Raw genomic sequence first — 23823 nt, 5'->3', positions numbered from 1 at the left:
TCAGGCTGTCAGCGGAACCCACGGGTTCTCCTCGGATAGCGGGGCGGCGGGGGGATGCGGGGCGTTCGTGGACCGGGGACGCGGCAGCAGTCCCCGGTACTCGACCTGCTTCTCGGCGACCGACACCCAGGCGAGCTCGCGCCGTCCGTCGGGGCCGGACGTCGAGTGGGCGGCCACCCGGACGCAGCCGCCCGGGGTGCGGATCTGCAGCAGGGCGTCGGGGTCGCGGGCCGCGCTTCCGGTCAGCGACCACGGCACGGTGCCGGTGATGCCGGCGGCGGCGCCCAGGCAGATGGCGCCGGTCAGCGCGACCGTGGGATGCCAGGAGGGGACCGAGACGGCGCGGACGTACAGGCCGCCGCCTTCCTGCGGGAGCACGGCCGCGATCTTGGGGAAGGCCCCGAAGGTGTCCCAGCCCTGCGAGGTGCAGACCGCGATCCGCAGCCGGGTCATGGTGTCGAACAGGCCGGGCGTGTCGCCGAAGAGGGCGTCCGGCCCGTCGACACCGAGGTGCGAGGCGTCGACGAAGGCGTACGGATTGCCCATCGACACCAGGGAGACGGGCACGGACCGGCCCTCGAAGGGGACGTACGTCACCGGCTCCCCCGTCATCAGGAGCTCGGGCAGCTCCAGCGGCGGTGAGCAGAGGAAGTGCGCCGTGAACCGGGTGCCGCCGCCGGAGGTCTCCTCGGCCTCGCACACCACGTTGTCGCCGTTGTTGAGGACGTTGACCCGGACCCGGCACCCCGGCACCAGCGGCTGGATCATGCCGGTGCGGGCTGCCGCCTCGACGGCGGCCAGGATCGAGTGGCCGCAGGAGCCGCGGAGGTCGAAGCTGTCGTGGCTCTGCGGCAGGGACTGGACGAACCGGTAGTCCAGGTCGAAGAGCGGGTGCCGGGAGGGGCGCACGATGGCGTTCTTGAGCACGTCGGCCGAGCCCTGCCGGGTCAGGTCGGCCCGCAGGTCGGCCAGTGCGCTCAGCAGTTGGGGATCGGACTCCGGGAGGTCGCGGCCGTCCAGCACCACGGTGGGGCAGGGTGCTCCGGCCGCCTTGACCAGGGAGGCAATCATCCGGCCACCACCGCCAGTTCACGGGCCGGCCGGAGCGGACCGGCGGACGTGCCGAAGAACTCGCTGCGCCACATCTGATGCGACATCAGGGCCCACAGGGCCAGCGAAGTACCGTCCGACGGCCGGGCCTCCTGCTCGGCGAACAAGGCGTCGACCACCTCGTACCGCAGCCGCCCGTCAGCGCGCAGGGCCTGCGGGGACAGGACGTCGCGGGCCATCGCCCACAGTCGCTGCCCCGGGGCCAGCATCGCCGTGATCGGCAGGGTGAAGGGCTGCTTGGGCCGGTTCAGGACGCTGTCCGGCAGGAGTCCCTCGGCCGCCCGGTACAGCGCGCGCTTGACGCCGACGCCGGGAACGGTGCGGTGCTGGTCGGGCAGGGACGCCGCGAAGCGCACCACGCTGGGCTGGCAGAACGGGAGCCGGGCCTCCACCGAGCTGGCCATCGAGAGGTGGTCGACGCGACGGAGGTGGTAGGCCGGCAGCCGGTACCGCTGTTCGATGCTGGTGATGCGCTGGAGCCGGCTGCCCTCGCCGTGGGCGAGGACGTCGGTGAGACCGGGCGGCAGCGGGGACGCGCCGGGGGCGTGGACCCGGGCGGCGTACTCGGAGGTGTACAGCTGCCGGCGCAGGGAGTCCGGCACCGCGGCCAGGTGGTCGAGGTAGGGGCCCGCCCAGTCGGCTCCCTCGGGTGCGGCGAGCGCCTGGGTCATGCGGCTGTAGCCGCCGAAGAGTTCGTCGGCCGCGTCCCCGGTGAGGGCCACCTTGAACCCGGCGTCCCGGACCGCCCGGAACAGCGAGAAGGTGGAGAGCGTGATCGGGTCGGCGTTGGGCTGGCCGAGGTGGCGTACGACGTCACCCATCAGGTCGGGGAAGGTGGCCGGATCGATCTCCACCTGGTGGTGCACCGTGCCGGTGTGCCGGGACACCTCCGAGGCGAAGGCCCTCTCGTCGCCCGGCCAGTTGCCCGTGTAGGCGATGTTGAACGTGTGCAGTGCCTCGCTGGAGCCCCGGTCGAACAGGATGCGGGCCGCGAGCGCGGTGACCAGACTGGAGTCGAGGCCGCCGGAGGTGATGGCCGCGACCGGCGCGTCGGCGATGAGCAGCCGGGAGACCTCGCGGGACAGCAGCTCCCGCAGCGACTCGCCCGCCCGGGACAGGCTTCGCTCCTCGTCGACCGGTGGAGCCGACTCGTACCCCATGCGCCGGGAGGTGAGGCGCAGACCGTCCTCGCGGCTGACGACCGCGGTGGTGGCGGGCGGCAGGACGTCGATGCCCTCGAACATGGTCCGCTGGCCGAAGGGGGTCTTGGCCGACAGGTAGGTGTGCAGGCCCAGTTCGTCCTCGTAGGGACGCACGGCGTCGAAGCCGAGGAGGGCGGGCAGCTCCGAGGCGAAGTGGAACCGGCCGCTGCGCTCCTCCCAGTGGTAGTAGAGCGGCTTCATGCCGGAGGCGTCGGTGGCGATCACCAGACGCGGTTCCCGGCGCAGGTCCATCACGGCGACGGAGAACATGCCGTCGAGGTGCTCGGCGAAGCGGTCGCCGTACGTGAGGTAGAGCGCGGGGAGAATCGATCCGTCGCAGCGGTCCTCGAAGTGGAAGCCCTGGCGGGTGAGTTCGGTGCGCAGCCGGTCGTGGTTGTAGATCTCGCCGTTGAAGACGACGGTGATGTCGCCCAGGCGGTAGGGCTGGTCCCCGCCTTCGGGGTCGATGATCGAGAGTCGGTTGTTGCCGAGGGCCCAGCCGGACTGCCGGGCGAAGGACTGGGCGTCGGGGCCGCCGTGGTGCTGGAGGGTGGCGACCCGGCGCATCTCGTCGTCGGTGGTGCGGGCGTGGAAGGATCCGTGGATGCGGCACATGGCTCAGATCACCTGACGTCGGAGGAGAGGCCGGCGGCCGAGTAGAGCGCCGGGTCGAACGGGCTGGGGCCCCCGCAGGTGACGAAGCGCCGGGCGTCGGGCCCGGTGTGCGGGTTTCGAGCGCCGTGCAGAACACCCGGCGCGGCGTACAGGACGTCTCCGGCGGCGACGTCGATCCAGCGGTCGCGCAGGTACATCTGGCCGATGCCCTCGAAGGCGATGAACGCCTCGTCGCTGTCGGGGTGCAGGTGGACGTTGAAGGTCTGGCCCGGCTGCTGGATGCCGCAGTGCAGGCAGAGCTGGCTGCTGCCGTTGCCGGGCCAGAAGACGAAGTTCATGGTGGCGCGGTCGGTGTCGGGGGCTATCTGGCCGGTGCCGCCGAACCCGCGCAGCTGGGTGGTCTCGTCCCACAGCGTGGAGAACGGCTCGGGGTCGGTGCCGGGCCGACGCCCTGCCGTGAGGGGGGTGCGCCAGATGTAGACCGTGAGTCCGTCCTGGTCGGCCGTGAGACTCAGGGCCTGGCCCGTGGGGGCGTACGCGGCGTGGGACCGTTCGACGCGGCGGTCGCGGGAGCCGACCGTGGCCGTCCCCCGGCCGTCGAAGACGACCGCGGTGTTCTCCTCCTCGATGCTCGACTCGGGGCTGAAGGACTCGCCCGGGGCGATCCGGACGACGTGCAGCGTGACGTGGGTGGAGCCGACAGCGGGGCTCACCGGGGTGGCGACTTCGGTGAGCCGGCCGGCCAGCGGGGCGAAGACGAAGTCTCCGGTGGAGATGATCCGTGCGTCCCCGAGGGAGGGAGCGGTGGGAGACGGCGAGGCGGTGGTGCGCGTCATACGAGGTGCTCCTTGAGGAGGGAGGGAGACGCCTGGGGCGGGTGAGGTGGCAGGGCCTGATGGCGCCCGGTGATGAAAGGCTCGCGTCCACCGGTCCCGTCGCCCTCCCGCCTCGCTACCGGGCCCCGGGAGGTGGCCGGGAACCGATCCGTAATCCGGCCACCTCCCGGAACGGCCAGCAGGCTCCACGGCGGCTCGTCGCGTCATGACGCAACGAGCCGGGGCCGGCGCGGCCCCTGGAAAGGGTGTCCGCGCCGGCCCCGGCTCGTTGAGACCTGGCTGCGCTGTGGCGGTGCTGTTCTGTGGCTGTGGCTGTGCTGTTCCGGCCCTGGCGGTGCCGTTCCGTTGTACGGCGGTACTACGGGCGGCTCTTCTCCGGGACACGGTCGGGTGCGACCGGTGACGTCGGCTTGGGCTTCCCGGACCGGGACAGGGCCGAGATCCGGCCTTCCGCCAAGGCGAGCGCGGCGATGACGAAGACCCCGCCCACCGGTACGTTCCAGGTCAGCGGTTCGCCCAGGGCGAGCACTCCGACGACCACGGAGAACACAGGTACGAGGTAGTTCACGCCGGAAGCGGTGGTCGGACCGGCGTCCGCGATCAGGCGGTTGAGCAGCGCGAAGGCGATACCGGTGGAGGCCGCACCGAGGACCAGGAGGGAGAGCAGCGGCTTGGCGGTGAGATCCCCGTGCAGGCTCCAGCCGGTCACGAACGTGGTGAGCACCACCGTGATGACGGAGGCCGCGCCCAGCTGAGCCGCGGTCACGGAGAGCGCGGGCAGCTTGTGGGGACCGATGAAGCGGCGGATGTACACGAAGCTGACGGCGTAACTCGCGGCGGCCCCGACGCAGGCGAGCTGGCCGCCGATCGAGCCGAAGCCGTCGGTGTTCCACGGCCCCACCACGATGATCAGCCCGACGAACCCGCCGACCAGGCCGGCCACCTTACGGCGCGTCGGCTTCTCCTCGGAGAGCGCGAGCGCGGCGACGCCCATGGTGATGAGCGGGGTGGCTCCCTGGATCACGCCGGCGATGGTCGCGGTGGTGTGCTGCTCGCCGATGGCGAAGAGCGTGAAGGGGATGACGTTGCCGAAGACGGAGGCCACGGCGATGTGTCCCCAGAGCGGGCGCCCCGGCAGGCGAAGGCGCTTCAGGGCGAGGATGGCGAGGACGACGAGTGCGCCGACGACCAGGCGGCCGGAGGCGAGCTGGAGGGGTGCGAACGCCTCCAGTGACATCTTGATGAAGGCGAAGCTGCAGCCCCACAGGGCGGCCAGCAGACCGAAGCGGCCCCAGTTGGCGACGTTCATGCGGTTGATCTCCTCGAAAGAGATGGAGCGGTGGAGGGTCGGGCAGGCAGGTGCGCCCCGCCGTTCAGTGGTGGTGGTGCGGGGCGGAGTGTGCGCCGTCGGGACGGTGGTGGTGATGGTGGTCGGGGCCGTCGCCCTGGGTATGCCGGTGCGGCTGGTCGTGATCGGTGTCGGGGGCGTCGACCTCGAACTGGTCGTACTTCTCCATCAGCGCGACCATCTCCTCGCGGGAGGGGCGGTTGCCGTCGGCGAGCAGGGCGGCCAGGCCCTCGAAGTAGCCCTCGCGGTGTTCGGCCGGCGTGAAGATGATCAGCATCTCCGCGAGCGAGTCGCTCTCGTTGCGGAAGCCGTGCACCGCGTTCTCCGGCACGTGCAGGAAGTCGCCGGCCCGTGCGGTACGCCAGCCGGTGCCGTCGTGCAGCCGGACTTCACCCGTGAGGACGTAGAAGGACTCGGAGATCTTGGAGTGGTAGTGCGGGTCCGCCCCGCCGGCCCCCGGCAGCATCGAGTGGTGGAAGAGCCCGAAGCGCCCGTTGGTGCTTTCCGCGAGGGCTATGAAGCGGGTGGTCGTGGCGGTCCCGATCTCGGCCTTCACCGCGTCGGCGTAGGCCCGGAACATCGCGTGGCTCATGCCTGGTCCTCCCACATGCTCAGGTAGCGCTCGCCGGTGTCCGGCAGGAGGGTCACCACGATGCCGTCGGAGAGCTCCGGCCTGCGTGCGACGCGCTCACTGGCGTACGCGGCGGCGCCGGACGAGACGCCGGTGAAGAGGCCCTGACCGGTCGCCAGCCGGCGCGCGGTGAGAAGTGCGTCCTCGTCGGAGACCGTCACGACCTCGTCGATGAGGGAGACGTCGGTCGTCTCGGCGACGAAGCCGCCGTTGAGCCCGGGGATGCGGTGCTGGCCCGCGTACCCCTGGGAGAGGATGGGCGATTTCTCCGGCTCGACGGCTATCACGCGTACGTCGGGGTCGTGCTCCTTGAGAACGCGGGCGACGCCGGTGAGGGTGCCGCCGGTGCCCACCCCGCACACGAACGCCGCGATGCGGCGGCCGAGGGAGGACACGGCTGCCTGGATCTCCGGCCCGGTGGTCTCGTAGTGGGCCCGTACGTTGTCGAGGTTCTCGTGCTGGCAGGGGAACCAGGAGCCCGGAGTGGCCGCGTGCAACCGCTCGGCCTCGGCGATCGCGCCCGGGTAGCCGAGCGAGCTCGGCGTCTGGACGATCTCGGCCCCGAACGCGCGCAGCAGCCTGACCCGCTCGGCCGTGGCGTTGTCCGGCAGCACGATCACGCAGCGGTAGCCGCGGGAGGCGGCGAACGCGGCCAGGGAGATTCCGGTGTTCCCGGAGGTCGCCTCGATGACGGTGCCGCCGGGCCGGAGCGCACCGCGTCCCTCAGCGGCACGCAGCATGTACAGGGCGGCGCGGTCCTTGCTGGAGGACATCGGGTTGGCGGACTCCAGCTTCGCCAGGACCCGGGCGCCCGGCGCCAGGTCGCGCAGCCGCAGTTCCAGCAGCGGCGTGGAACCGACGAGGTCCTCGATGCGTGAGGCGACGGCGGGGCGGGCGGGGGCGATCGAGGTGAGCGGGACGTGAGCGGTGGTGGTCATGGCTGCATCTCTCGCAATCGGGGGAGTCGGGGGCGGGCGGTCCTGGGTGTCGCCGGGGACCGGCGGAGGGGTGTCACCAGGAACCGGCGGAGGCGATGACGGTGAAGACGTCCTCCATGAGCTCCGGCCGCCGGCCGGGTTCCTTGATGACGGCGGTGGGTGCGAGCACCCGGGCACCGCCCGGGACGTTCTTGTTGACCAGGGCCTGGGCGCCGATGACCGCCCGGTCACCCACCGTCACCGGCCCGAGGACGGTGGCGTTGGCGCCGAGGATGACGCCGCTGCCGACGACGGGGTGGCGGCGGTCGCCCTCGGGGCGCTTGTTGTCGCTCCACCAGCCGACCGCGCCCAGGGTGACCTGGTGATACATGGTCACGTCGTCACCGACGACGGCGGTCTCCCCGATCACGACCCCGGCGCCGTGGTCGATGAAGACCCTGCGGCCGAGCACGGCCCCGGGGTGGATCTCGACGGCTGTCACCCGGCGGGCCCACCGGGCCAGCAGCCTGGCCGGGATGCGCCTGCCGCGACCGTGCATACGGTGAGCGATGCGGTGCGCCCACAGTGCGGTGAGCGCGGGGTGGAGGATCGCTTCCTTCCTGCCCCGTACGGAGGGGTCGCGGGTCACGACGACGGCGAGGTCCTCGCGCAGCACCGCGAACAGGCGGGGAGTGGGGGATGCCGGGGTGGCCGCCGGCTCCTCGGACTCACCGGTGCGCGCGGAGGCGGCGCCGGGTGCGGGGCCGAGGGCCGGATTCGATTCCGGTTTCGTCGGACTGAGCAGGCTCATCGTGGCTCCAGGGGCGGGGTGGGCCTCATGACTGGAGCAGAGCGTGCCCGGTGGGCTTCCCGCCGGAGTCCCGCCGCGTTCCCACCCGGCGGGAGCGTCTCGGGCTGTCGCGGAACGAGAGGGGAACGGCGCGGGAAACATTCAGGAACGTCCCGGCGCACACTCGCCGGAGTGCCGCGCGACCGTCCGTCGGACAGCCGGCCCGTTTCCGCGCCGACGGACGCCGCGGTCCCGCGTCGCTCCCCACACCGCCCCGAACAGAAGGAGTTTCCCGTGCCTGTGATTTCCGTTGACTGGTGGAAAGGGAACGATCGTGCACAGCGCCAGGAGCTGGTCGAGGAACTGACCGCATGCGTGTCCCGGATAGCCGGATGCCCGGAGGAGGCCGTCACCGTCATCGTGCGGGATGTGGAGACCGACCACTGGGGAAAGGGCGGCGTGCTCGCCGACGCTCTCCTCGTGGGCTCGTCCTCCCGGCCCGGCCCGCAGGACACCGGAGGACAGCAGCCATGACGGCATCAGCCGGATCCGGCACCGCCGATCCCCGGTGTCTTCTCCTCGTCGCTCCGTCGCCCCGGCTGGCGGCTGCGGCGACAGAGGCCGGCTTCCGTGTCGTCACGGTCGCCGACACGGCCGGATTCACGGACGAGGATCTCCGCGCCCACCTCAGGAACACCGTGCTCACCCACCAGGTGGACAGGCTGGTCGCCTGCGGGGACGCGAGCACCCATCCCGCCGTTCTGGAGACGGCCGAGGAACTGGGGGTGTCGCCGAATCCCGCCTCCGCCTCCCGGCTGCTCGCGGATGCCGCCGAGGTCAGAAACCTGCTGAACCGCAGTGGCCCCCCGTGGCAGGCACTGGCGCTGCCGGACGAGACGGAGAAGAGGCCGCCGCTGCGCGATGTCGGGTACGGGGTGGAGACCCTCACGGTCGAGGGGATGCACCGGGTCACCGGCATCGTGGAATTCCGCTTCGGAGACGGAAGCTCCGCAGACCGGAACTTCAGCGACGGTGACTTCAGCGACGGGAACTCCAGCGATCGGAGGGAGCCCGACGCCGGAAGCGGGCCCGGCTCGGACCGGGCAGCCGGAGGCGGTGCGACGACGCGGGGCGCCGGCCCGGCCGTCCACACCTTCCCCGCCCCGATCACCACCGCGGAGGAAGCGGAGATCAGAGCCTTGGCCACAGGCCTCCTCGACCTGGTCGGTTACGAGTTCGGGTACGCGTTCATCCGCGTCGCCCGCACCGAACAAGGACCACGCCTCGTGGACGCGGTGCCGCGGCAGGCGAGTTGGCCCGTCTCCCGGCTGATCGAACTGACCACGGGACTGGTCGCGGAGCGGGAACTGATCCGTGCCCTGTCGGGCAAACCCCTGAAGGCAGCGATGCCGGTGGGATGTGCGGCCGCTCTACCCCTGCCCGATCCGCCCGGAGCACCCGGGCGGATCACGGCACCCACGGATGTGCGGGAGGCGCGGGACGGGTACGTCCTCCTGACCGCGCTCACCCCCGCCGAACTCGCCGCCCGCACGGCGGCCGTGCGCGGCTGTCCCGCCTGACCCGTACCCCGCTCGATGGAAGGGCCCACCGCTGTCATCGGTGGGCCCTTTCGCGTACGTGTCTCCCGCCGCGACGCCCCGGCACTCGCCTCCTTCGCCCGCGTGCAGGGATTCCCGTCACGTTCCCGGCCGGTGTGTGACGGTTGGTAGCGGAAGTGGAACGCTCTGGGAGCGGTGCCCGCGAAAGTCATTCCCATCAGCAGGAACGCCCCGGCAAGACCACTCCAGAAGGCGGTAGATCATGCGGAACTCGGTGTCGACGATGGTGGGAATTCTTACGGCCGCCGTTCTCATGACCGGAGGCGCCGCCGCTTCGGCGGTGGCGGCGGACGACGGCCTTTCCGCCCTGTCGGCCACCACACGCTCCGCGGTGCACAGTGGATCGGACATCGGCGAAGGCCCGAACACCGCACCCCTGCAGCCTGGCACCGGTGAAGGCCCGAACACCGCACCCCCGCAGCCCGGCACCGGTGAAGGCCCCAACCTCACCCCCGCCTCGGACGGCACCGGCGAAGGTCCGAACACCGCACCCCCGCAGCCCGGCACCGGTGAAGGCCCCAACCTCACCCCCGCCTCGGACGGCACCGGCGAAGGCCCGAACGCGACATCCGCTGTCCCGCTCCGTGACGCTTTCCCGCTCATCACGGTCTGATCCACCTGCCCAACGCTCCCGTCGCCCATCGCGCGGGAGCGTTCTGCTGCCGGCGGGACGGCCTCGTCACGCGGCCTGGGACGTCGGGACTCCCATGGCGTCGAAGGCCTTGCGGGCCGACTCCCGGTGGGCCGAGGCCGCTCCCTGCTCCCCCAGGTGCTCCAGAGCGTCGGCCATACCGGCCAGCGCGCGGGCCTCCTCGGCGCGGTAGCCGATGCGCGAGGCGGCGTCATGGGCCCGCGCGTGGAGTTCCCGGGCCGCTGAATACCGGCCGTTACGCGTGTGGAACCGGCCGATGATGTTGCCGACAGCGGCCTCGCGCATGGGGACACCACTGACATCACCGAGGCTCAGGGCCGCCTCCACCCACGCTGCGGCCTGGGCACTCTCGCCGAGTCGATCGGCGACTTCGGCGGACAGGGCGAGGACCAGCGACAGGTCGGCGGGCGATATGACATCCCCGGCCAGTTTGCGGGCCCGGGCCAGGAGCTCCGCGGCTTCGGCGATCTCGCCCAGACCGATCCTCGCCACGGCCAGGTCGGTCAGCCCTTCGACCTCCTTGTCGACCGAACCGATGGAGCGGGAAAGGGCGACGGAACGGGTGGCTGCCTCCACCGCCTCCGGATACCGCCCCCATTCGGCGTACAGGCTGCTGAGGTTGGTCAGGGATTCGGCCTCGGCGCGTTCCGCACCCAGCTGCCGCTTGATCTCGATGGACTGCCGTAGTCGCGGCAGCGCCTCGTCATACCGTCCCAAGGTGCTGAGCAGGAGCCCGAGGACGCCGGTGTCCTTCGCTTCGCCGCGCCGGTCGTCGAGACGGATGGCCAGGGCCAACGCCTCCTCCGACATCTCGATGCCCTCGGTGAGGCGCCCGAGCTTCCAGCAGGCCACCGCGAGATTGGAAAGGCTGAGCCGCAGCAGAGCGTCGTCGCCCAGCCGACGGGAGGCGGCGACCGCGACACGGGCCAACTCCCTGAACTCCTCCAGGCGACCGCGCAGATCGAGAGGGAAGACGACGTTGGCAGCCAACAGCCCTACGTGCCGGTCCATCCCCCAGCGGTCGGCCAGGGATACGGCGGCCAGCAGCGAGTCCTGTTCGCGCTCCAGCCAGTCGCGGGCCTGCTCGACGGTGCCCAGCGCCGGGAGTTCGGCGGCTGACGTCGGGTGTTCGGAACGGTCTATCCCCGCCCGCCCGGGGAACAGCAGGTCGCAGGCCAGGTCGGTCGCGGCAAGCGCGAAGTCGAGCAGTCGGCCCACGGCGCGCCTGATCTGGTCGTCTCCGTCAGCCGCGGGGCGCTGCTCCCCATCGGCCTGCGGTGGCCGAAGGGCGCCGCCGCGCGAGAGGTTCTGCGCGAAGCTACGGACGAGGTCGTGAAAGGCGTAGCGACCGCTCTCGTGCTGCTGGAGCAAGTGCATGTCGAGGAGGTACTCCAGGACCTCTTCCGCCTCCCGGGCGCTGATCCCCAGCAGGGCTCCGGCGGCGTAGGTGTTGATCTCGTCTCCCGGGTACTGGCCCAGGAACCGGAACGCCTCACGGGTCTCGGAGGCCAGGCCCTCGTAGGAGAGCCGTAGCGTCACTTCGACGCTGCGCTCCCCCGAGTTGAGTTCGGCCAGCCGGTGGGCGTCGTCCCGGAGCCGGTCGACCAGGTAACGGACGGTCCAGCGGGGCCGCTTGCGCAACCGGGCGGCCGCGATACGCAGGGCGAGCGGAAGGTGACCGCAGAGTTCCGCGAGCTGGGCAACGGCCTCCGGCTCGTTCTCCGCGCGCGTCCGGCCGAGTACGCCCTCGACGAGGGCGACGCTGTCGCTCGGCGGCATGACCCCCAGGGAGACGGTATGGGCTGCGTCGAGGTCCACGAGCAACGCGCGGCTCGTGACGAGGACGAGGGTTTCGGTGGGGGAGATGAGAAGCGGTCTGACCTGCGAATCGTCAACGACGTTGTCGAGCAGCAAAAGCATCCGATGCGTGCTCATCGTGCGCCGCCAGAGGGCGATGCGGCCGTCCGCGTCGTCGGGGATCCGGTCTCCGGGCACACCGAGCATGCGCAGAAGAGCCTCAGCCGCCGCACCGGCGGTCAGCGGCCGGCCGTCAGGAGTGAAGCCGCGGAGATCGATGTAGAGCTGGGCGTCGGGGTAGCTCTCCGCCAGCTGATGTGCCGCGCGCACGGCCAGGGAGGTCTTGCCGCTTCCGCCCATGCCGTCGATCGCGACGATCAACGGCCCCGAGCCCGGGGCCTCCTCCACAAATCCGAGCAGATCGCTGACTTCCTCCTCCCGTCCCGTGAAGTCGCGCAGATCGTAAGGAAGGGTGGACGGCTTGCCCTCCGGAGTGAAAGGAACAGCCACGGACTGTTGCGGAGCGGCGAGTTCCGGACTGTTGCGGAGTACGGCGTTGTGCAGCTCCGACAGTGCGTCGCCGGGACCGATGCCGAGTTCGTCGATCAGGAAGTCCCGGACCTTGGCGTACTCCTCCAGCGCGTCCGCCTGTCGTCCGGAACGGAAGAGGGCGAGCATGAGCTGGCCGCGCAGAGTTTCACGCAACGGATGCGCATCGATGAATTCCCGCAATTCACCGATGAGTTCGCTGTCTTCGCCGGTGGCGAGCCGTAGGTCGAAAAGCTGTTCCACGGCTGTCAGACGACGTTCCTCCAAGGCGGCGGAGGCCGCGGACAGAACCGATCCACCGGTGCCGGCGAGCAATGGACCCCGCCACAGAGCCAGGGCCTCGCGAAGGGTCGTCATGGCATAGGCGCTCTGTCCGGCGACAGTGGCTGTTCTGGCCTGCTTCAATCCTTCGGTGAATCTGCCGAGGTCCACCTGTGCGGGCGTGGTGAGGGCTCGGTAGCCCGGCCCCTCCGTGACGATCAGATCCCGTCCGCCCGGGATGCGTTGTCGTAGCTCCGCGACGGCCTTGCGCACCTGATGAGCGGCAGTGGCGGGCGCGTTCTCGTCCCAGGCGGCTTCCACCAGCCGGAAGACGGGGAGTACACGCTGAGGCTCCAGTAGAAGCGTGACAAGAACCTTTTCGTGCACAGGTCCGCCGACCCGGATTCGGTCGGTCCCGTCCCAGCATTCGAACGAGCCCAGAATTCGGAACTGCACTCTGTGTGTCTCCGCGACCTCGTCCATGCTGCTTCCTCCTCCAGCGGCCATGGAGCGGCTTCCGCCACCACCCACGCATAGCCGATGCTCCGCGTTCCTGCCGTCCAGATGAGTCTCTGACAACCATCTCATCAGGGCTTCGCGTCAGGCGGCAAGACGGCCCTGGAACGTATCGCCCCGTGGACTCGGCCGTGCGGCACGGTTCATTGAACCTTTTCCGACCTGCTGGCGGGTCTGGCGAGTTGGGGCGCCCTGGGTGAGGTGGATGACGAAGCTCCTGGCCGACACGGGTTCACGACCAAGATCACCCGTGTCGGCCAGGAGTTTCGTGTGCTTGTTTACCCATCGGTGATCGATCTGTCCAGCGCGTACCTTCGTCACCGTGCCCGGTGTCTGGCCGCTCACCGCCGCGAGATCGGCACCCGATGGTGTCGCACCTACAGGCCCGCCCCCGTTTCCAGGCCGATTACGAGAGGTGGACCGACGAGCTGGAACGAGCGCGCACCGAGTTCGTACCGGCCGCCCGTACCGCCGCAAGGGCTGAGACGGGAAGTGGAAGAACGATGACGTCGCGGCCTGCCGGGAGTACGTCGGCCACAAGGTCTCCTGCACCTACCCCTACTGCGGGCGGCCGGCATTGGTCACCCCGGAGGTCCCGGCGAAAAAGCGGGGGCGCTGCTGGAAGTGCCGGCAGGAGTGGTGGCAGGCCAACGAGAAGCGGCTGAAGAAACAGCTCTACCACTGCCGCGTGGAGTGCGCCCAGCCATCCCCAAGCCTTCTGGCGACCAGAGCGTCGCCGATTTCGTGCTGCCCTGCCATGTGCAACGCCGGCACAACGCGTAGTTGAGTCCCACCTGCGCGCTGCTGTCGCCGATGAAGCGGCACCGACGCTGATCGTGGTGCACGGGGAATCCTGCACCGGCAAGACCCGCACTGCCTTCGAAGGGCCGCGATCAGCTCTCGATGCGTGAAGCGCCGCCGCACCGACCGCAAGACCTGCGAGGCCACCGTCGTCACCGTCCATGCGGTCACCAGCCGGCATGAGCTGCCCGGTGTGGAGGTACGAACAGCGAGGTGACGATCGCAATGGAGGAGCGGATCGTTGGGTATCTCCAGGAGGTGTGGGAGAAGGAAGTGGTGGGAGCCGGGCTGTGGACACTGTCTATTCCCATCCGTCTCCCGGACGAACCGACGCAACCTGCTCCGCCGCTGTCCAGCGGCCTTCCCACCTTGGAGTACTAGTGACTGTTGTTTGGATCAACGGTGCGTTCGGCGCGGGCAAGACCAGCGTCGCGGGCGAACTGATCGATCTGATCCCGAACAGCACCTTGTACGACCCGGAGCTCACCGGAGCGGGGCTGCGCGGACTGCTGCCCCAGAAGAAGCTGGCCGAGGTGGGCGACTTCCAGGACCTGAGGATCTGGCGGCGGCTCGTGGTGGACACGGCGGCCGCGCTGCTCGCCGAGGTGCCCGGGGTGCTGGTGGTGCCGATGACCCTGCTGAGACAGGAGTACCGGGACGAGATGTTCGGTGGCCTCGCCTCCCGGCGCATCCCGGTCCGCCATGTACTGCTCTCACCTGAGGAAACGATCCTCCGCAACCAGATGGCGGACCGGGCGGAGTACCCCGGCGACCCTGAGCAGAGCGAGCGGGTCAACCGGTGGGCGTACGACCACATCGGCCCCTACCGGGACGCGCTCGACTGGATCACCGCCGACGCCCATGTGATCGACAACAGCGCCCTCACGCCGCGCGAGACCGCCGAACGGATCGCGGCGGCCGTCCGCAGCGGTGCCGCCGGAGCGTGCGAGATCGTGCAGAGCCCCGAGCCGACCGCCGCGACCGTGGCGGCCGGGGTTCTGCTCTTCGACGAGGAGGACCGCGTGCTCCTCGTCGATCCGACGTACAAGCCCGGCTGGGAGTTCCCCGGCGGGGTCGTGGAGGAGGGCGAGGCCCCGGCGCAGGCCGGCGTACGGGAAGTGGCCGAGGAGATAGGCCTCCGCCTCGACCGGCTCCCCACGCTGCTCCTCGTCGACTGGGAACCGCCTTCCCCGCCCGGCTACGGCGGACTGCGCTTCCTCTTCGACGGCGGGCTGCTCCGGTCGAAGGAAGCCGGCCGGCTCCTGCTCCCGGGCTCCGAGCTGCGCGGCTGGCGCTTCGCCACGGAGCAGGAGGCCGCCGGGATGCTGCCGCCGACCCGCTACGAGCGGCTGCGCTGGGCGCTGCGGGCCCGCGAGCGGTCCACGGTGCTCAACCTGGAGGCGGGCGTTCCGGTGGGCTGAACGTGTCCTTTCAGGCGGCCGCTACCGCCGCCGCCCGCATGACCTCCGCCGCGTTCTCCGCGAGCGGGTCGCCGTGGCCGAAGCAGACCGTACGGGCATCCAGCGCGGCCAGCCGCCGGAATGTGTCCAGCGCCCGCGCCCGGTCCACGTTGAACACGCCGAGCATCACCTCCTCGACCGCCGCCACGCAGTCCCCGGTGAACAGCACTCCATGGCGCGGCAGATGGACGGCGATGGAACCCGGCGTATGGCCAGGGGCGTGGACCACCCGGGCGCCGCCGCCGAACGGGAGCACCTCGCCGTCGGCCACCTCGCGGTCGACCCGGGTGGGCGGAGCCTCCGGGACCGTCAACCCGTGCTCGTACAGCGGACGTTCCCAGTCGAGCAGGTCCGGTTCCGGTACGGGGGCCTCGCCGCGGATCACCGGCGCGTCCAGCGGGTGGGCGAGGATCTCGGCGCCGTGGCGGTCCGCCAGCTCCTGGGCGGCGCCGTAGTGGTCGCGGTGGCCGTGGGTGAGGACGATGCGGCCGATGCGGGCGGGGTCGCGGCCCAGCCCTCGTACCGCGTCCTCGATCGGTCGCGCCGCCGCGATGTCGCCCGCGTCGATCAGGGTCAACTCGGCTCCGTCGCACCAGAGATAGGCCTGGCCGATCCGGAAGCGGAACATATGCAGACGCCCGGGGAGTACCTCGATGAGATCCATGCCGCGAACGTACGCAGCCGACGGCACCCGGCGTACGGAACTACGCTTCCGGCGACTTCGCCAAGGGCGTAGCGGTGCCCCTGTCCACGGCCGGAAGAGGCCGTGGACAGGGGCACCGGCGAAGGTCAGGCCTTCTTCGACTCCGCGTAGTTGCGCAGGAACAGCGCCTCGGCGACCGACAGCCGCTCCAGCTCCTCCGGCGACACGCTCTCGTTCACCGCGTGGATCTGTGCCTCCGGCTCGCTCAGGCCGATCAGCAGGATCTCCGCCTGCGGGTAGAGCGAGGCGAGGGTGTTGCAGAGCGGGATCGAGCCGCCCATGCCGGCGGTCTGCATCTCCTGGCCCGGGTAGGCGTCCCGCATCGCGTCCGCCATCGCCGCGTAGGCCGGGCTGGTCGTGTCGGCCTGGAACGGCTGGCCCTGGCCCACCTGCTCCACCGTGACCCGCGCGCCCCACGGCGTGTGCGCCTCCAGGTGGGCGGTGAGCAGCTTCGTCGCCTCGGCCGCGTCGCGGCCGGGCGGCACCCGCAGGCTGATCTGAGCCCGGGCGCTCGCCTGCACGGACGGGGTCGCGCCGACCACCGGCGGGCAGTCGATCCCGATGACGGTGACGGCGGGCCGCGCCCAGATCCGGTCCGCGACCGTGCCCGCACCGATCAGGCCGACGCCGTCCAGGACCCTGGCGTCCTGCCGGAAGTCCTCCTCCGGGTACTGCAGCCCGTCCCAGTCGGCGTCACCGGTCAGCCCGTCGACCGTCGTCGTCCCGTTCTCGTCGCGCAGCGAGGCGAGCAGCTGGATCATCGCGGCCAGCGCGTCGGGCGCGGCACCGCCGAACTGCCCCGAGTGCAGGTTCCCTTCGAGCGTGTCGAGCTTCACCCGCAGCATCGTCATCCCGCGCAGCGTCGCCGTGACCGTCGGCAGCCCGAGCCGGAAGTTCCCGGCGTCGCCGATGACGACCGTGTCGGCCACCAGCAGCTCCGGGTGCGCCTCCGCGTACTGCTCCAGACCGCCGGTGCCCTGCTCCTCGGACCCTTCGGCGATCACCTTCACCGAGACCGGTATGCCGCCGTTCGCCTTGAGCGCGCGCAGCGCGAGCAGGTGCATGATGAACCCGCCCTTGCAGTCCGCCGCGCCGCGCCCGTACCAGCGGCCGTCGCGCTCGGTCAGCTCGAACGGCGGGGAGAGCCACGCCGACTCGTCCAGCGGCGGCTGCACGTCGTAGTGCGCGTAGAGCAGTACGGTCGGGGCTCCGGCCGGGCCGGGCAGGAAACCGTAGACCGACTGGGTGCCATCGGGGGTGTCGAGCAGGGCGATGTCGGTGAAGTCCTCGGCGCGCAGGGCGTCCGCGACCCAGTTCGCCGCGGCCTCGCACTCGCTCTTCGGGAACACCGCCGGGTCGGCGACCGACTGGAACGCGACCAGCTCGGCGAGCTCCTCCCGCGCACGGGGCATCAGCGAGGCGACGGTGTCGGAAATCGGGCGGGCGGTCATGGGCACGCTCCTCATGGCTGCGACGTTATCGGGTAGGGCACGGTGTGTACGCGCCCCGCCACGGCACCGTGGGTGTGGTGCCGTGCGGCAGGACAGAATCATGGCCGATCCTCCCACAGAGGGGCTCGGCCGGGACGCGCCGTAGGATGCCGTGAGCAGCTTGGGGCCACTGGTCGGATCGGGAGCAGAAGCACATCGTGAGCAGCGAGAACGCAGACGCCGGGCGGGAAATCGAAGAGTCGTCGTCGGTCTGGGACGTCGTCGTCGTCGGCGCCGGACCGGCCGGCGCATCGGCGGCGTACGCGGCAGCCGTGGCGGGCCGGCGGGTCCTGCTGCTGGAGAAGGCGGAACTGCCGCGCTACAAGACCTGCGGCGGCGGCATCATCGGGTTCTCCCGGGACGCCCTGCCACCGGGGTTCGAACTGCCCCTCAAGGACCGCATCCACGCGGTCACCTTCTCTCTCAACGGGAAGCTCGCCCGCACCCGCCGTTCCCGGCGCATGCTCTTCGGCCTCATCAACCGGCCGGAGTTCGACGCCGGGCTGGTCGAGGAGGCGCAGAAGGCCGGTGCCGAACTGCGCACCGGTGCCTCGGTGGTGCGGGTCGAGCAGCACGGACCCGCCGTGCCCGACCGGCGTACGGTCGCGGTGGTGCTGGCCGGCGGTGAGACGGTGCTGGCGCGGGCGGTCGTCGGCGCGGACGGCAGCGCGGGCCGGATAGGAGCACATGTCGGGGTCAAGCTCGACCAGGTGGACCTCGGCCTGGAGGTGGAGATCCCGGTTCCGGCGACGGTGGCGGAGGACTGGGCGGGCCGGGTCCTCATCGACTGGGGCCCGATGCCCGGGAGTTACGGCTGGGTCTTCCCCAAGGGCGACACGCTGACCGTCGGAGTGATCTCGGCCCGCGGCGACGGCGCCGGCACCAAGCGGTATCTGGAGGACTTCATCGCCCGCCTCGGCCTCGCCGGGTTCGAGCCGTCCATCTCCTCGGGCCATCTGACCCGCTGCCGCAGCGACGACTCGCCGCTCTCGCGCGGCCGGGTCGTGGTCTGCGGCGACGCGGCGGGCCTGCTGGAGCCGTGGACCCGCGAGGGCATCTCCTTCGCGCTGCGCTCCGGCCGGCTCGCGGGCGAATGGGCCGTCAGGATCGCCGAGGCGCACGACGCGGTGGACGCCCGCCGCCAGGCCCTCAACTACGCCTTCGCCATCAAGGCCGGTCTCGGCGTGGAGATGGGCGTGGGCCGCCGCATGCTCAAGCTGTTCGAGCGCCGCCCGGGCGTGCTGCACGCGGTGCTGACCGGCTTCCGCCCGGCCTGGAAGGCGTTCGCCGGGATCACCCGGGGCACGACGTCGCTGGCCGAGTTGGTCCGTACGCATCCGCTGGCCCAGCGGGCGTTGAGCGCGATGGACCGCTGAGCGCCGCGCCGAGGGCCGTGGGCGGAGAGCCGGTGGCGGTGTTCGTCCACGGCCTCTACCACCGTCCTGAGCACTTCGGCCCGGTCGCGGACGGCCTGCGGGCCGAGGGCGTCGACGTGGTCGTGCCCGAGCTGCACCGGGGCTCCTTGGCCGCCGATACGGCAGCGGTCCAGGCGGTTGTCGACGCGTCGGAGGAGCCGCCGCTGCTGCTCGGCCACTCCTACGGCGGGTCCGTGATCACCGGGGTGCGCGGTGCGCGCCACCTCGTCTACCTGGCGGCCTTCGTGCCGGACGTGGGCGAGAGCGCGGCCGGCCTCGGCGGGGCGTCACCGCAGCTGCGTGACGCAGTCGTGCCGGGGGAGGGGCGCGGTGGTACGACACGCCTGGACCCCGACCGGGCTGCGGACGTCCTCTACGACGACTGCCCCGGACCTCTCGCCGCCCGGGCGGTCGGCCTGCTCCGGGCGCAGGCCCCTGGCTGCGGGCGAGGAGTTCCCGAGCACCACAGCTGGAAGCGGACCCCTTCGACGTACGTCGTCTGCGCCGGGGACCGGGCGATCGATCCGGCTCTGCAACGGACGATGGCCGCCCGCTGCACCGCCGTACGCGGCGGGAGGCCGGCCGGCCGCTGACGGGGCGCGTGCTCTTCTACGTAGAAGAATCGGAGCGGCCGGAGCGGCCGGGCCGGGGCAGGCCGGCCGGGTCCGGGGCGCCGTCCAGTCGATGGGCCTCGTGCTTCGGCGGGAAGTGCCGCAGGACATGGACGACCCGGGTGACGAAGGCCAGTACGGCGGTGGTGGTGGCGACGGTGAGCACCACCGTCCGCGCGGTGCGGCCGAGGTCGAGGAGGAGCAGCGCGGGTGCGGCGAGCGCGGCGAAGGTGAGTCCGGCCAGCACGGCGGCGCTGACCAGGGCGTAGCCGATCTCGATCGTGATGGCGTCCCGCTCCGCCTGTGTCCGCCGCCCCATGGCCGCAGTCTCACAGGCGCGGCGCGCTCCCGGCAAGCGCGCCCCGCCGCGTACGGCCGGGCCGTCCGACCGTCCCCGTACCGCTCAGCCTCACCAGGTGATCGCGGAGTTGTCCGTCCAGAGCCGGGCCACCGTGCGGTCGCCGCGCAGGGTGACGGCGGCGAGCGGCAGGCGGTTCCAGAGGGTGAGGTAGAGGCCCTCCGCCGTTCCGCTCAGCTCGCAGTCCGCGTGGCCCGTCGCGTCGTCCGGCCCGGTGGCGGGCGAACGTACGGTCTGCGGCGGCTCCTCCGAGATCCGTACGGTCCACACCGCGTCCATGTCCACGGCCCGCACCCGCAGCGTGCGCGGGACGGCGGAGCGCACCCGGCTCTTCGGGCGGGCGTGGAAGCCGGTGAGGAGTTCGTCGATGCCGTCGGCCGCCCGGTCGGCACCCACCGTGGTCAGCGGCCCGCCGAGCGCCGACTCCGCGTCGACCCGGTGCACGGTCGTCTCGTTCAGCTGGCGGCGGGACCAGAACGCCAGCGGAGAAGGGGCCGGCATGAAGGTCCAGCAGTTCAGGTCGGCGGGAGCGGCCTCCAGTGAGCGGACCAGGTGGCGGTGGCCCTCCCGGAACCAGGCGAGGAGTTCCTCGCCGTCGAGATCCGGCTCTCCGCCGTCGGGATACGGCGCGGTGTGGCCCTCGGTGATGAACCCGGCCGCCCAGCGGTGCACCATGCCGGTGTGGCGCAGCAGATGGCGTATCTGCCAGCCGGGACAGGTCGGGACCGAGGCCCCGGGACCCGCCTGTTCGGCCGCCGCCGCGAGGAGCCGGCCTTCCTCGGACAACGATGCGATGTGCTCGGTGATCTCCATGGCCGGATTCTGCCAGGGGCTGGAGGCTGCCTCCGGACAGGGGACGGGACTGGTGGATCCGGCCTCCACTCAGGCGTGCGTCGCGTTGCGGGCCCCGTACCCGAGCGCGGCGGCCGCCGCGGCCAGCAGGGCCACGGTCGTCAGCGCCACCGGCAGCGAGAACCAGTCGGCCAGGAAGCCGATCGCCGGCGGGCCCAGCAGCATGCCGCCGTAGCCCAGCGTCGAGGCGGCGGCCACTCCGCTCGGTCCGGCCAGTTCACCGGCCCGGCCGACGGCGACCGGGAAGATGTTGGCCAGCCCCAGGCCGGTGACCGCGAATCCGGCCAGCGCGAGCCAGACGGTCGGCGCCAGCGAGCCCAGCAGCATGCCGGTCGCGGCGACGGCGCCGCCGAGGACGAGCGTGCGGGTCTGGCCGAGGCGTTCCAGGAGCATCGTGCCGGTGAGCCTGCCGATGGTCATGGTCAGCGCGAACAGCGCGTATCCGGCAGCGGCGAGGCCCGGGTGGGCGTCCAGGTCCTGCTCCAGGTGGAGCGCGCCCCAGTCGGCCAGTGCGCCTTCTCCGTACGCCGTGCACAGCGCGATCACGCCGAAGAGCAGCACGATCCGGCGAGCGCGCGGATCGAGTTTCCGCTGGGGCCGCTGCTGGGGTTCGTGCGGCTCGGGAGCGTTGCGGGCCGGCCGGTGGCGCAGCAGCGCGGGTCCCGCGAACGCGGTGACGAGGAGGCCGATTCCGGCCAGCAGGAACAGGTGCGTCGAGGCGGAGAGGCCGCCCGCCACCAGCCCGCCGAGTCCGGCACCGACCATGCCGCCGAGGCTGAACGCCGCGTGGAAGCTCGGCATCACCGGCCGGCGCAGCTCGGCCACCAGGTCGACGGCCGCGCTGTTCATCGCCACGTTCATCCCGCCGTACGCCGCTCCGAAGACCAGCAGGACGAGGCCGAGTGAGAGCGCCGAATGGGTCTGCGCGGGCAGAGCGATGCTCAGCGGGAGCAGGATCCCGCAGGCCACGGTCACGGCATGGCTGCCGTGGCGGCGGCAGAGCCGGCCGGTGAGCATCATCGTGATGACGGCACCGGCCGAGACGCCGAGCAGGGCGAGGCCGAGGGTGGAGGCGGAGGCGCCGGTCTGCTGCTTGATGGCCGGGATACGGACCACCCAGCCGGCGAAGAGGAAACCATCGAGGGCGAAGAACACGGTCAGCGCGGTACGGAGGCGGGCCGACGAGGGTGGGGCGGTGTCTCCGCCAGGTCCCCCGGGTAGGGCCGTCCGCAGTTTGTTTAGTTGCGGCACAAACTCAGCATAGGGGCGTGCGGAGCGCGGGCGCAACATGGTTGACGGAGACGCGCGCCACCCGCCCGCGACCTGCGGGGCACCCTTCCCGGCGGGCTCCCTCCGCGTCCGGAGGGTCTCCGGATCATGGGAGACTCGCCCTCATGAACGGCAAGGCGACCACCACCCGGACGAAGCTGGAGAGGGGCCGCAGTGCGCTCGGGCCCGCACTGGAACTGGTCCACACCGGACGCGCCCCCACGCGCGCCGTCCTCACCTCCGAGCTCGGCGTCACCCGGGCCACCGCCGGGGCGGTCGCCGCGGAGCTGGAGGCGCTCGGGCTGATCCGGGTCGACTCCAGCCCCGGTTCCGCCGCCGGTTCGCAGGGCCGCCCGTCGCACCGGCTCTCCGTCCGGGAAGCCGGTCCCGTCGTCCTCGCCGCCCAGGTCCACGCCGACGGCTTCCGGGCCGCACTGGTCGGGCTCGGTGGCCGGATCGTCGCCACATCGCCGGGCTGTGTCACGGTGATGGCCGACCCCGCGCAGGTGCTCGGCGAGGTGGTGGCCGCCGGAGCGGAGCTGCTGCGCGCGAGCGGACTGCGCTGCGTCGGCGCCGGGCTCGCCGTGCCGTCGGCGGTCGCCGAGCCCGAAGGCACCGCGCTCAACCCGCTCCACCTCGCCTGGCCCGCGGGCTCGCCGGTCCGCGACATCTTCGCCGCCTGCGTCCGGGACGCGGGCATCACCGGCCCGGCCTTCACCGGCAACGACGTCAACCTCACCGCGCTGGCCGAGCACCGCCACGGCGCCGGACGCGGCGCGCACCACCTGCTCTGTGTCGCCACCGGCCACCGGGGCGTCGGCGGGGCCCTGGTGCTCGACGGCCGCCTGCACAGCGGGAGTTCGGGGCTCGCGCTGGAGGTGGGCCACCTCACCGTGAACCCCGAGGGCCGGCCCTGCCACTGCGGCGGCCGCGGCTGCCTCGACGTGGAGACCGACCCGCTCGCCTTCCTCACCACCGCGCGCCGCGACCCGGGCCCGGAGGAGTCACTCCTCAAGCAGGCCGGTGACCTGCTGCGTACGGAGTACGACGACGCGGACGTACGGAACGCCGCCGAGGCGCTGATCGACCGTCTGGGCCTCGGCCTCGCCGGGCTCGTCAACATTCTCAACCCGGACCGGATCATCCTCGGCGGGCTCCACCGCGACCTGCTGGAGGCGGACCCGGAGCGGCTGCGGGCCGTGGTCGCCGACCGCAGCCTCTGGGGCCGCAGCGGCAGCGTGCCGATCCTGCCCTGCACGCTGGCCCACAACAGCCTCGTCGGCGCGGCCGAGCTGGCCTGGCAGCCCGTGCTCGACGACCCGCTCGCCGTCCTGACCTGAGTTTAGGCCCGGTGGGCCGGACGGCGGGTGGGTCCGCCGGCTTGTCCCGTCAGCCGACGACGGCCGAGCGGGTGGGGGCCGCCGCGACGGCCTCCGGGCTGATCGGGACGGACCCGAACGGTCCGTCGGTCGTCGACCCGTAGACCGCGAGCGGTGGCAGGGTCGAGGTGGCGCAGACCGCCGGCAAGGTGAACCAGACGGCCTTTCCGGCCGCGCCGCTCGGCCGTACGCCCCAGCTCTCGCTGACGGCGGCGATCAGGGCCAGACCCCGGCCCGAGGTGGCGAAGGAATCCGCCTCGTTCACCGTGGGGACACGGGGGTCGTGGTCGTGGACGGAGACCGTCAACCGGTCGAGCAGCAGCTCGATGTCGACGGTGCATGACTTGTCCGGCTGTGCGTGCCGGTGAACGTTGGTCAGGAGTTCGGTGACGCCGAGAGCTGCCTGGTCGATCAGAGGATCGAGATGCCAGTAGCGCAGTTGCGCCGAGATGATTCTGCGGACCTGACCGATCCGCGACGGCAGGGCTTGGAGCTCCACCGTGCAGTGCCTGCTTGGCTCGCTGATCACGGCTGCGACTCCCCGAAATAGGTCCGGAAGAAGAAGACGGACGAACGGAGCCGGCGGACGACTGACTGCCGAATCCGCTCTGCTCTTGTCGTGTCTGCTCGTGTCGCACGATC

Annotated in this window: 21 protein-coding genes and 1 pseudogene; 8 read left to right on the top strand and 14 right to left on the bottom strand. The window is 71.6% G+C overall.

What is annotated here, in order from left to right; all coding sequences use genetic code 11:
* The 7 genes from ABZ267_RS09915 to epsC all read right to left on the bottom strand — a co-directional run bounded on the left by ABZ267_RS09915 (nucleotide 1) and on the right by epsC (nucleotide 7470).
* On the bottom strand, nucleotides 1-1071 hold the full coding sequence (locus tag ABZ267_RS09915; RefSeq protein WP_356756230.1) for a PrpF domain-containing protein: 1071 nt from the start codon (nucleotides 1069-1071) through the stop codon (nucleotides 1-3).
* On the bottom strand, nucleotides 1068-2927 hold the full coding sequence (gene asnB / locus ABZ267_RS09910; RefSeq protein ID WP_356756228.1) for an asparagine synthase (glutamine-hydrolyzing): 1860 nt from the start codon (nucleotides 2925-2927) through the stop codon (nucleotides 1068-1070). Before asnB ends, ABZ267_RS09915 begins: the two co-directional genes overlap by 4 nt.
* A gap of 8 nt (nucleotides 2928-2935) precedes the next feature.
* Complete coding sequence (locus ABZ267_RS09905) at nucleotides 2936-3763, bottom strand: cupin domain-containing protein (RefSeq protein ID WP_356756226.1); 828 nt, start codon at nucleotides 3761-3763, stop codon at nucleotides 2936-2938.
* Nucleotides 3764-4121: 358 nt separating this feature from the next.
* Nucleotides 4122-5072 carry a DMT family transporter gene (locus ABZ267_RS09900; protein WP_356756224.1) on the bottom strand — a complete coding sequence of 317 codons (951 nt, stop codon included), beginning with the start codon at nucleotides 5070-5072 and terminating at the stop codon, nucleotides 4122-4124.
* A 64-nt stretch (nucleotides 5073-5136) separates the two neighbouring features.
* On the bottom strand, nucleotides 5137-5703 hold the full coding sequence (locus ABZ267_RS09895) for a cupin domain-containing protein (RefSeq protein WP_356756222.1): 567 nt from the start codon (nucleotides 5701-5703) through the stop codon (nucleotides 5137-5139).
* Entirely contained in the window at nucleotides 5700-6680 is a 981-nt protein-coding gene (locus tag ABZ267_RS09890) for a cysteine synthase family protein (RefSeq protein WP_356756220.1), read from the bottom strand. Before ABZ267_RS09890 ends, ABZ267_RS09895 begins: the two co-directional genes overlap by 4 nt.
* A 73-nt stretch (nucleotides 6681-6753) precedes the next feature.
* Nucleotides 6754-7470: a serine O-acetyltransferase EpsC gene (epsC, locus tag ABZ267_RS09885; RefSeq protein WP_356756218.1), complete on the bottom strand. Its 717-nt coding sequence runs from the start codon at nucleotides 7468-7470 to the stop codon at nucleotides 6754-6756.
* Nucleotides 7471-7743: 273 nt separating this feature from the next.
* Between epsC and ABZ267_RS09880 the strand changes: the two genes are divergently transcribed.
* The 3 genes from ABZ267_RS09880 to ABZ267_RS09870 all read left to right on the top strand — a co-directional run bounded on the left by ABZ267_RS09880 (nucleotide 7744) and on the right by ABZ267_RS09870 (nucleotide 9681).
* Entirely contained in the window at nucleotides 7744-7983 is a 240-nt protein-coding gene (locus tag ABZ267_RS09880; protein ID WP_356756216.1) for a 4-oxalocrotonate tautomerase family protein, read from the top strand.
* Nucleotides 7980-9029, top strand: a complete 1050-nt coding sequence (locus ABZ267_RS09875; protein WP_356756214.1) for a hypothetical protein — start codon at nucleotides 7980-7982, stop codon at nucleotides 9027-9029. The genes ABZ267_RS09880 and ABZ267_RS09875 overlap by 4 nt, the downstream gene beginning before the upstream one ends.
* Before the next feature lie 241 nt (nucleotides 9030-9270).
* Nucleotides 9271-9681: a hypothetical protein gene (locus ABZ267_RS09870; protein ID WP_356756212.1), complete on the top strand. Its 411-nt coding sequence runs from the start codon at nucleotides 9271-9273 to the stop codon at nucleotides 9679-9681.
* A 66-nt stretch (nucleotides 9682-9747) separates the two neighbouring features.
* On the opposite strand, the gene ABZ267_RS09865 is transcribed toward ABZ267_RS09870, so the two are convergent.
* Nucleotides 9748-12810 (bottom strand): BTAD domain-containing putative transcriptional regulator, encoded by a 3063-nt coding sequence (locus tag ABZ267_RS09865; protein ID WP_356756210.1) that lies wholly within the window; start codon nucleotides 12808-12810, stop codon nucleotides 9748-9750.
* A gap of 303 nt (nucleotides 12811-13113) precedes the next feature.
* Here ABZ267_RS09865 and ABZ267_RS09860 point away from each other — a divergent pair.
* Together ABZ267_RS09860 and ABZ267_RS09855 are read left to right on the top strand one after the other, a co-directional pair.
* Nucleotides 13114-13218, top strand: a pseudogene (locus tag ABZ267_RS09860) (IS5/IS1182 family transposase); the annotation flags it as partial.
* An 806-nt stretch (nucleotides 13219-14024) separates the two neighbouring features.
* The gene (locus ABZ267_RS09855; protein WP_356756208.1) at nucleotides 14025-15065 is read left to right on the top strand and encodes an NUDIX hydrolase; all 1041 of its coding nucleotides are present in this window, start codon (nucleotides 14025-14027) and stop codon (nucleotides 15063-15065) included.
* Between the two features lie 10 nt (nucleotides 15066-15075).
* Here ABZ267_RS09855 and ABZ267_RS09850 read toward each other — a convergent pair whose 3' ends face one another.
* Together ABZ267_RS09850 and ABZ267_RS09845 are read right to left on the bottom strand one after the other, a co-directional pair.
* Entirely contained in the window at nucleotides 15076-15768 is a 693-nt protein-coding gene (locus ABZ267_RS09850) for an MBL fold metallo-hydrolase (RefSeq protein ID WP_356756206.1), read from the bottom strand.
* A gap of 125 nt (nucleotides 15769-15893) precedes the next feature.
* A complete protein-coding gene (locus tag ABZ267_RS09845; RefSeq protein WP_356756204.1) occupies nucleotides 15894-17258 on the bottom strand; it encodes a dipeptidase in 1365 nt (454 codons plus the stop codon).
* Nucleotides 17259-17455: 197 nt separating this feature from the next.
* Here ABZ267_RS09845 and ABZ267_RS09840 point away from each other — a divergent pair, with 197 nt between their 5' ends.
* Together ABZ267_RS09840 and ABZ267_RS09835 are read left to right on the top strand one after the other, a co-directional pair.
* Nucleotides 17456-18673 (top strand): geranylgeranyl reductase family protein, encoded by a 1218-nt coding sequence (locus ABZ267_RS09840; protein ID WP_356756202.1) that lies wholly within the window; start codon nucleotides 17456-17458, stop codon nucleotides 18671-18673.
* Between the two features lie 17 nt (nucleotides 18674-18690).
* Nucleotides 18691-19305 carry an alpha/beta hydrolase gene (locus ABZ267_RS09835; protein WP_356756200.1) on the top strand — a complete coding sequence of 205 codons (615 nt, stop codon included), beginning with the start codon at nucleotides 18691-18693 and terminating at the stop codon, nucleotides 19303-19305.
* Between the two features lie 16 nt (nucleotides 19306-19321).
* Here ABZ267_RS09835 and ABZ267_RS09830 read toward each other — a convergent pair whose 3' ends face one another.
* The 3 genes from ABZ267_RS09830 to ABZ267_RS09820 form a co-directional block, all read right to left on the bottom strand.
* The gene (locus ABZ267_RS09830; RefSeq protein WP_356756198.1) at nucleotides 19322-19642 is read right to left on the bottom strand and encodes a DUF6332 family protein; all 321 of its coding nucleotides are present in this window, start codon (nucleotides 19640-19642) and stop codon (nucleotides 19322-19324) included.
* Nucleotides 19643-19732: 90 nt separating this feature from the next.
* The gene (locus tag ABZ267_RS09825; protein ID WP_356756196.1) at nucleotides 19733-20494 is read right to left on the bottom strand and encodes a maleylpyruvate isomerase family mycothiol-dependent enzyme; all 762 of its coding nucleotides are present in this window, start codon (nucleotides 20492-20494) and stop codon (nucleotides 19733-19735) included.
* Between the two features lie 69 nt (nucleotides 20495-20563).
* Nucleotides 20564-21688 (bottom strand): MFS transporter, encoded by a 1125-nt coding sequence (locus ABZ267_RS09820; RefSeq protein ID WP_356756194.1) that lies wholly within the window; start codon nucleotides 21686-21688, stop codon nucleotides 20564-20566.
* Between the two features lie 239 nt (nucleotides 21689-21927).
* Between ABZ267_RS09820 and ABZ267_RS09815 the strand changes: the two genes are divergently transcribed.
* Entirely contained in the window at nucleotides 21928-23142 is a 1215-nt protein-coding gene (locus ABZ267_RS09815; RefSeq protein ID WP_356756192.1) for an ROK family protein, read from the top strand.
* 49 nt (nucleotides 23143-23191) lie between these two features.
* On the opposite strand, the gene ABZ267_RS09810 is transcribed toward ABZ267_RS09815, so the two are convergent.
* Nucleotides 23192-23710 carry an ATP-binding protein gene (locus tag ABZ267_RS09810; RefSeq protein ID WP_356364199.1) on the bottom strand — a complete coding sequence of 173 codons (519 nt, stop codon included), beginning with the start codon at nucleotides 23708-23710 and terminating at the stop codon, nucleotides 23192-23194.
* Between the last annotated feature and the right edge of the window lie 113 nt (nucleotides 23711-23823).

The sequence above is a fragment of the Streptomyces sp. NPDC006174 genome (genome assembly GCF_040614075.1).
In the GTDB taxonomy this organism is placed as follows: domain Bacteria; phylum Actinomycetota; class Actinomycetes; order Streptomycetales; family Streptomycetaceae; genus Streptomyces.
This window is presented reverse-complemented; position numbering and strand designations above follow the sequence as displayed.

Coding starts and splice junctions, on each gene's coding strand:
- ABZ267_RS09915 (WP_356756230.1), bottom strand. CDS start 1,071: ATGATTGCCTCCCTGGTCAAGGCGGCCGGAGCACCCTGCCCCACCGTG.
- asnB (WP_356756228.1), bottom strand. CDS start 2,927: ATGTGCCGCATCCACGGATCCTTCCACGCCCGCACCACCGACGACGAG.
- ABZ267_RS09905 (WP_356756226.1), bottom strand. CDS start 3,763: ATGACGCGCACCACCGCCTCGCCGTCTCCCACCGCTCCCTCCCTCGGG.
- ABZ267_RS09900 (WP_356756224.1), bottom strand. CDS start 5,072: ATGAACGTCGCCAACTGGGGCCGCTTCGGTCTGCTGGCCGCCCTGTGG.
- ABZ267_RS09895 (WP_356756222.1), bottom strand. CDS start 5,703: ATGAGCCACGCGATGTTCCGGGCCTACGCCGACGCGGTGAAGGCCGAG.
- ABZ267_RS09890 (WP_356756220.1), bottom strand. CDS start 6,680: ATGACCACCACCGCTCACGTCCCGCTCACCTCGATCGCCCCCGCCCGC.
- epsC (WP_356756218.1), bottom strand. CDS start 7,470: ATGAGCCTGCTCAGTCCGACGAAACCGGAATCGAATCCGGCCCTCGGC.
- ABZ267_RS09875 (WP_356756214.1), top strand. CDS start 7,980: ATGACGGCATCAGCCGGATCCGGCACCGCCGATCCCCGGTGTCTTCTC.
- ABZ267_RS09870 (WP_356756212.1), top strand. CDS start 9,271: ATGCGGAACTCGGTGTCGACGATGGTGGGAATTCTTACGGCCGCCGTT.
- ABZ267_RS09865 (WP_356756210.1), bottom strand. CDS start 12,810: ATGGACGAGGTCGCGGAGACACACAGAGTGCAGTTCCGAATTCTGGGC.
- ABZ267_RS09850 (WP_356756206.1), bottom strand. CDS start 15,768: ATGGATCTCATCGAGGTACTCCCCGGGCGTCTGCATATGTTCCGCTTC.
- ABZ267_RS09845 (WP_356756204.1), bottom strand. CDS start 17,258: ATGACCGCCCGCCCGATTTCCGACACCGTCGCCTCGCTGATGCCCCGT.
- ABZ267_RS09830 (WP_356756198.1), bottom strand. CDS start 19,642: ATGGGGCGGCGGACACAGGCGGAGCGGGACGCCATCACGATCGAGATC.
- ABZ267_RS09825 (WP_356756196.1), bottom strand. CDS start 20,494: ATGGAGATCACCGAGCACATCGCATCGTTGTCCGAGGAAGGCCGGCTC.
- ABZ267_RS09815 (WP_356756192.1), top strand. CDS start 21,928: ATGAACGGCAAGGCGACCACCACCCGGACGAAGCTGGAGAGGGGCCGC.